The organism is Variovorax sp. 01T439_2 (genome assembly GCF_056398445.1).
The window spans coordinates 1-6,448 of sequence record NZ_JBFTPJ010000259.1; the positions used below are offsets into that span (position 1 = coordinate 1).

General features: G+C 63.5%; 5 protein-coding genes. 4 read left to right on the forward strand and 1 reads right to left on the reverse strand.

Features of this window, described 5'->3' with window-relative positions:
* The 4 genes from ampD to AC1DOC_RS14210 all read left to right on the forward strand — a co-directional run.
* Positions 1–595 (forward strand): 1,6-anhydro-N-acetylmuramyl-L-alanine amidase AmpD (gene ampD / locus AC1DOC_RS14195; protein WP_478129962.1); only part of this gene is annotated, 595 nt, incomplete at its 5' end.
* A 350-nt stretch (positions 596–945) separates the two neighbouring features.
* A complete protein-coding gene (locus AC1DOC_RS14200; RefSeq protein ID WP_012746105.1) occupies positions 946–3,861 on the forward strand; it encodes a ribonucleoside-diphosphate reductase subunit alpha in 2,916 nt (971 codons plus the stop codon).
* 178 nt (positions 3,862–4,039) lie between these two features.
* The gene (locus AC1DOC_RS14205; protein WP_012746104.1) at positions 4,040–5,215 is read left to right on the forward strand and encodes a ribonucleotide-diphosphate reductase subunit beta; all 1,176 of its coding nucleotides are present in this window, start codon (positions 4,040–4,042) and stop codon (positions 5,213–5,215) included.
* A gap of 200 nt (positions 5,216–5,415) precedes the next feature.
* On the forward strand, positions 5,416–5,940 hold the full coding sequence (locus AC1DOC_RS14210; protein ID WP_012746103.1) for a histone H1-like DNA-binding protein: 525 nt from the start codon (positions 5,416–5,418) through the stop codon (positions 5,938–5,940).
* An 82-nt stretch (positions 5,941–6,022) separates the two neighbouring features.
* Here AC1DOC_RS14210 and AC1DOC_RS14215 read toward each other — a convergent pair.
* The coding region (locus tag AC1DOC_RS14215) for a PfkB family carbohydrate kinase (RefSeq protein ID WP_478129963.1) at positions 6,023–6,448 on the reverse strand (426 nt) is incomplete at its 5' end.

Here is a 6,448-nt window from a genome sequence, read left to right on the forward strand (position 1 = left end):
AGCACCGGCAAGCAACGACGACGGGCTCTGGCACGCCGGCTGGTACCGCTTTGCCAAGGCGCTGCGCTCGCCGAATTTCGGGCCCCGGCCCGCGGGCGCGCAGACCGACCTGATCGTGCTGCACTCCATCAGCCTGCCGCCCGGCGAATACGGCGGCGAGGCCGTGCAGCAGCTCTTCACCAACCAGCTCGACTGGGACGCGCACCCCTACTTCCAGTCGATCCGCGGCCTTGCGGTTTCCTCGCACTTCTATGTGCGGCGCAACGGCGAGCTCTGGCAGTTCGTGAGCTGCGACGATCGCGCCTGGCATGCCGGCGTGTCGTCGTGGCGCGGCCGCGAGAACTGCAACGACGACTCCATCGGCATCGAGCTCGAAGGCCTCGAAGGCCAGCCCTTCGAAGAAGCACAGTACGAGGCGCTGGCCAGCCTCTGCCCCGCCATCGCGCAGCACTACGCCATCGCGCACATCGCCGGCCACGAGCACATTGCGCCAGGCCGAAAACAGGACCCCGGCGCCGGCTTCGATTGGCAATTGCTGCGCGGGCACCTCGGCTGGAGTCCACAGATGTTTCCTCCGCAGGTGGTGCAGCGCTAATTTTTTCAATCGCGCGGCGCCTCGCGATGCGCCGGTCCCGCGGCGCAGCAATGAGAAAATTGCAGCCGCTGCATGCAGCAACCATGCGCCCTGCAAGCCCAAATCGGCCTGCAAGCCACGGCCCATGCGGGTTGCGACAACATAGGCCAGTATTCATGCGGCATCGACGGCCGTGACCTAGGCCGAAAGAAATATCGGCCAGGGTTGTATCCACTGGAAAACGCTACATCTAGTGGGTTGTACACCCCTCAGACCCTAGATATAGTGTCCTCCGTCCGGTCAACAACGCCGGCGCGACGCCCAACCAAGGCGTTGCCATCCAACAAGAATTGCCAACCGAGAGGAAGCGAATGCAAACAGCCCTGAACACCCCATCGACCTCGCGTGCCGTTCCCTCCACGCCCACGCAGCAGCAGCGCGACACCGCCGGCTCGCCCGCCGGACAGAACCTCGCGCACTACCAGATCATCCGCCGCAACGGCGCCGTGGTTCCCTTCGAACCCAACAAGATCGCTATCGCGATGATGAAAGCCTTCCTGGCCGTGCACGGCACCCAGGGCGCGGCTTCGGCCAGCGTGCGCGAAACCGTCGACGCGCTCACGCAAGGCGTGATCCGCGCCATGGTGCGTTCGCGTCCGGGCGGCGGCACCTTCCACATCGAAGACGTGCAGGACCAGGTCGAACTCGGCCTGATGCGCGGCGGCCATCACGAGATCGCGCGCGCCTACGTGCTCTACCGCGAGCGCCGCACGCAGGAGCGTTCCAAGCAGGTCGAGCAGGAAGCGCCCGCCACCCCCACGCTGCACGTGCTGGACAACGGCGAACGCGTCGCGCTCGACCTGAACCAGCTCAAGGGCCTGATCGAATCGGCCTGCGAAAACCTGGGCGACAGCATCACCGCTGCGCCGATCGTCGCTGAAACGATGCGCAACCTGTACGACGGCGTGCCGCTCGACGAGGTCTACAAGGCCTCGATCCTGGCGGCCCGCACGCTGATCGAAAAAGACCCCGACTACACCTTTGCCACCGCCCGCCTGCTGCTGCACACGATCTTCAAGGAGATCATCGGCCGCGAAGTGATGCCCGCCGAGCGCGCCACCGCCTACGCCGACTACTTCCCGCAGTTCATCAAGAAGGGCGTCGAGAACGACCTGCTCGACGAGAAGCTGCTGCAGTACGACCTGCCGCGCCTGGGCGCCGCGCTCAAGGCCGAACGCGACAACCAGTTCGACTACCTCGGCCTGCAAACGCTGTACGACCGCTACTTCCTGCACGTGCGCAAGTCGCGCATCGAACTGCCACAGGCCTTCTTCATGCGCGTGGCCATGGGCCTGTCGCTCGGCGAAATCGACCGCGAGGCCCGCGCCATCGAGTTCTACGAGGTGCTGTCGTCCTTCGACTTCATGTCGAGCACGCCCACCCTGTTCAACGCCGGCACGCTGCGCTCGCAGCTGTCCAGCTGCTACCTGACCACCGTGCCCGACGACCTGGACGGCATCTACGAATCGATCAAGGAAAACGCGCTGCTCTCCAAGTTCGCGGGCGGCCTGGGCAACGACTGGACCCGCGTGCGCGCGCTCGGCAGCCACATCAAGGGCACCAACGGCGAATCGCAGGGCGTGGTGCCCTTCCTCAAGGTGGTCAACGACACGGCCGTGGCCGTGAACCAGGGCGGCAAGCGCAAGGGCGCCGTCTGCACGTACCTGGAAACCTGGCACCTCGACATCGAGGAGTTCCTGGAACTGCGCAAGAACACCGGCGACGACCGCCGCCGCACGCACGACATGAACACCGCCAACTGGATCCCCGACCTCTTCATGCGCCGCGTGATGGAAAAGGGCACCTGGACGCTGTTCTCGCCCTCCAACGTGCCCGACCTGCACGACCTGTTCGGCGCCGACTTCGAGAAGGCGTATGTCGCCTACGAAGAAAAGGCCGCGCGCGGCGAGATCAAGCCTGCCCGCACCATCCAGGCCTCGGACCTGTGGCGCAAGATGCTCACGATGCTGTTCGAGACCGGCCATCCCTGGATCACGTTCAAGGACGCCTGCAACGTGCGCTCGCCGCAGCAGCACGCCGGCGTGGTGCACTCGTCGAACCTGTGCACCGAGATCACGCTGAACACCAGCGACACCGAAACCGCCGTCTGCAACCTGGGTTCGGTGAACCTGCTGCAGCACCTGAAGGACGGCAAGGTCGACCAGGAAAAGCTCAAGCGCACCATCTCGACCGCGATGCGCATGCTCGACAACGTGATCGACATCAACTACTACGCCGTGAAGAAGGCGCGCGACTCGAACCTGCGCCACCGCCCGGTCGGCCTGGGCCTGATGGGCTTCCAGGACGCGCTGTACGAACTGCGCATTCCCTACGCTTCGCAGGAAGCCGTGCAGTTTGCCGACGAGTCGATGGAAGCCATCTGCTACCACGCCTACTGGGCCTCGACCGAGCTGGCCCGCGAACGCGGCAAGTACTCGAGCTACAAGGGCTCGCTGTGGGACAAGGGGATCCTTCCGATCGACACGCTCGACCTGCTCGAAAAAGCCCGCGGCGGCTACGTCGAAGTGGACCGCTCGGCCACGCTCGACTGGGAGGCCCTGCGCCAGAAGATCAAGGCCGACGGCATGCGCAATTCCAACTGCGTGGCCATCGCCCCGACCGCGACCATCTCGAACATCATCGGCGTCGACGCTTCCATCGAGCCCTGCTTCGGCAACCTCTCGGTCAAGTCGAACCTGTCGGGCGAATTCACCGTCATCAACCACTACCTGGTGCGCGACCTGAAGCGCCTGGGCCTGTGGGACGACGTGATGGTGATGGACCTGAAGCACTTCGACGGTTCGCTGCGTCCGATCGACCGCGTGCCGCAGGACGTGAAGGCGCTCTACGCCACCGCGTTCGAAGTCGAGACCACCTGGCTGGTCGAAGCCGCAGCGCGCCGCCAGAAGTGGATCGACCAGGCGCAGTCGCTCAACATCTACATGGCCGGCGCATCGGGCAAGAAGCTCGACGACACCTACAAGCTCGCATGGCTGCGCGGCCTGAAGACCACCTACTACCTGCGCACGCAGAGCGCGACGCACGCCGAGAAATCCACCGTGCAGTCGGGCCGCCTCAACGCGGTGTCGTCGGGCAGCGATGCCTCTTCGGGCATGAGCGCACTCGAAGCCGCAGCTGCCGCAGCGAAGGCGCAGATGAGTGCAATGCCTGCCACCGACATCGCGTTCTGCGGCGTCGACGATCCGACTTGCGAAGCATGCCAATGACGCGCGAGTGAAGCGAGAGAGGTGCATGCACGACGCGCGGACCCTCAGTCGATCACGGCATCGACTGACATCGCGCGATGCATGAGAGCAACATAACAACCACATAAATGGAGCGCGACGTGAACGAGCACTTTGCAACTCACATCGTTGCTCCGATAATTGAGCATTGGATTTTTCTATGTTGACCTGGGACGAAGAAGTCAAGCCCTCCTTATCAAAGGATATGCAACAAGGATTGCAGCAACACCACGCATCGACCAGCGGCCTGTCCGCAGGCCGACCGGTGGATGCTCCGACTTCGTCGATTGCACAACAGCCCGTGGCACCCGCCGCGGCGCAGCGCGTCAAGGCTTCCGACAAGCGCATCATCAACGGCCAGACCGACGTCAACCAGCTGGTGCCGTTCAAGTACAAGTGGGCCTGGGAAAAATACCTCGCCACCTGCGCCAACCACTGGATGCCGCAAGAAGTGAACATGACGCGCGACATCGCGCTCTGGAAAGACCCGAACGGCCTGACCGAAGACGAGCGCCGCATCGTCAAGCGCAACCTCGGCTTCTTCGTGACCGCCGACTCGCTGGCCGCCAACAACATCGTGCTGGGCACCTACCGCCACATCACGGCGCCCGAATGCCGCCAGTTCCTGCTGCGCCAGGCCTTCGAGGAAGCGATCCACACGCACGCCTACCAGTACATCGTCGAGTCGCTCGGCCTGGACGAGAGCGAGATCTTCAACGCCTACAACGAAGTGCCGTCGATCCGCGAGAAGGACCAGTTCCTGATCCCGTTCATCGACGCCATCAGCGACCCGAACTTCAAGACCGGCACGCACGAGACCGACCAGACCCTGCTCAAGTCGCTCATCGTGTTCGCCTGCCTGATGGAGGGCCTGTTCTTCTACGTCGGCTTCACGCAGATCCTTGCGCTCGGCCGCCAGAACAAGATGACCGGCGCCGCCGAGCAGTACCAGTACATCCTGCGCGACGAGTCGATGCACTGCAATTTCGGCATCGACCTGATCAACCAGCTCAAGCTCGAGAACCCCGGCCTCTGGACCCCCGAGTTCAAGGCCGAGATCAAGGCCCTCTTCCTGAAGGCCGTCGAGCTCGAGTACAAATACGCCGAAGACACCATGCCGCGTGGCGTGCTCGGCATGAACGCCTCCATGTTCAAGGGCTACCTGCGCTACATCGCCAACCGGCGCGCGCAGCAGATCGGCCTCGAAACGCTCTTCCCGAACGAGGAAAACCCGTTCCCCTGGATGAGCGAAATGATTGACCTGAAGAAAGAGCGCAATTTCTTCGAAACCCGCGTGATCGAATACCAGTCGGGTGGTGCGCTCTCCTGGGATTGAATCGAATCTTTCGACAAGAATTAATGAATTCAAGAATTGCCCTTGCCACCGATCGCGCCGAAGAGCGCGGCATGGACGAGGGCTCAGGTGTTCATGGTGCTGGAGCTCAGATTCCAACGCCATGGATCGCTTCACGCTACCAACGTGCGTGGAGTGCTTCAATAGGTTGATTTTTTCAACTTGATCAAGGAGAAATAGAAATGGCAACTGCAAAGAAAGCGCCGGCTAAGAAAGCCGCTGCAAAGAAGGCTCCGGCAAAGAAGGTCGCGGCCGCTAAGAAGGCTCCCGCCAAGAAGGTAGCTGCGAAGAAGGCTCCGGCCAAGAAGGTCGCAGCGAAGAAGGTAGCCGCCAAGAAGGCGCCTGCGAAGAAGGTAGCCGCCAAGAAGGCAGCTCCGGCAAAGAAGGCCGCTGCCAAGAAGGCTCCGGCGAAGAAGGCCGCAGCGAAGAAGGCTCCTGCCAAGAAGGCGGCGGCGAAGAAGGCTCCGGCAAAGAAGGCCGCTGCCAAGAAGGCCCCTGCGAAGAAGGCTGCCGCCAAGAAGGCTCCTGCCAAAAAGGCTGCGGCCAAGAAAGCCGCGAAAAAGCCCGCTGCCAAGCCTGCCGCTGCTGCCAAGAAGCCTGCTGCCAAGAAGGCTGCCAAGGCTCCTGCCGTAGCGCCTGCTCCTGCTGCGCAAACGACGCTGAACCCCCAGGCAGCCTGGCCGTTTCCGACGGCCAGCAAGCCCTGAGTCTGCTCAGCAGCCTTGACGGCAAAAAACCCGGCACCTCACGGTGCCGGGTTTTTTTTATGGGCGCCTGCCAGCGGGCAGCTCAGAGGCCCAGCGCCTTCAGGTCGATCTGGTAGTTCTGCGGCCCGCGCTGCGCGATCTTGAGCGCGCCGATGCGGTTGCCGAGCGCCGCGCACTGCGCAAGCGGCCATTCCTTCTCGAGGCCGAACAAGAGCGCGCCGCGCCAGGCATCGCCGCAACCGGTGGGCTCGACCACCGCCGTCGGCGTCACGCCCGGCACATGCTCGCGCTCGCCGTCGATCCAGACCTCGCAGCCTTCCGCCGCCAGCGTGACGACCAGGCCGCGCACGCGCTTCGAGATCTCGGCCAGGCTCCAGCCGGTGCGCTGCGACAGCATCTTGCCTTCGTAGTCGTTGACGACGACCCAGCTCGCCAGGTCGACGAAGTGCTTGAGCGCCTCGCCGTCGAACATCGGCAGGCCCTGGCCCGGATCGAACACGAACGGAAT

Coding starts and splice junctions, on each gene's coding strand:
- AC1DOC_RS14205 (WP_012746104.1), top strand. CDS start 4,040: ATGTTGACCTGGGACGAAGAAGTCAAGCCCTCCTTATCAAAGGATATG.
- AC1DOC_RS14200 (WP_012746105.1), top strand. CDS start 946: ATGCAAACAGCCCTGAACACCCCATCGACCTCGCGTGCCGTTCCCTCC.
- AC1DOC_RS14210 (WP_012746103.1), top strand. CDS start 5,416: ATGGCAACTGCAAAGAAAGCGCCGGCTAAGAAAGCCGCTGCAAAGAAG.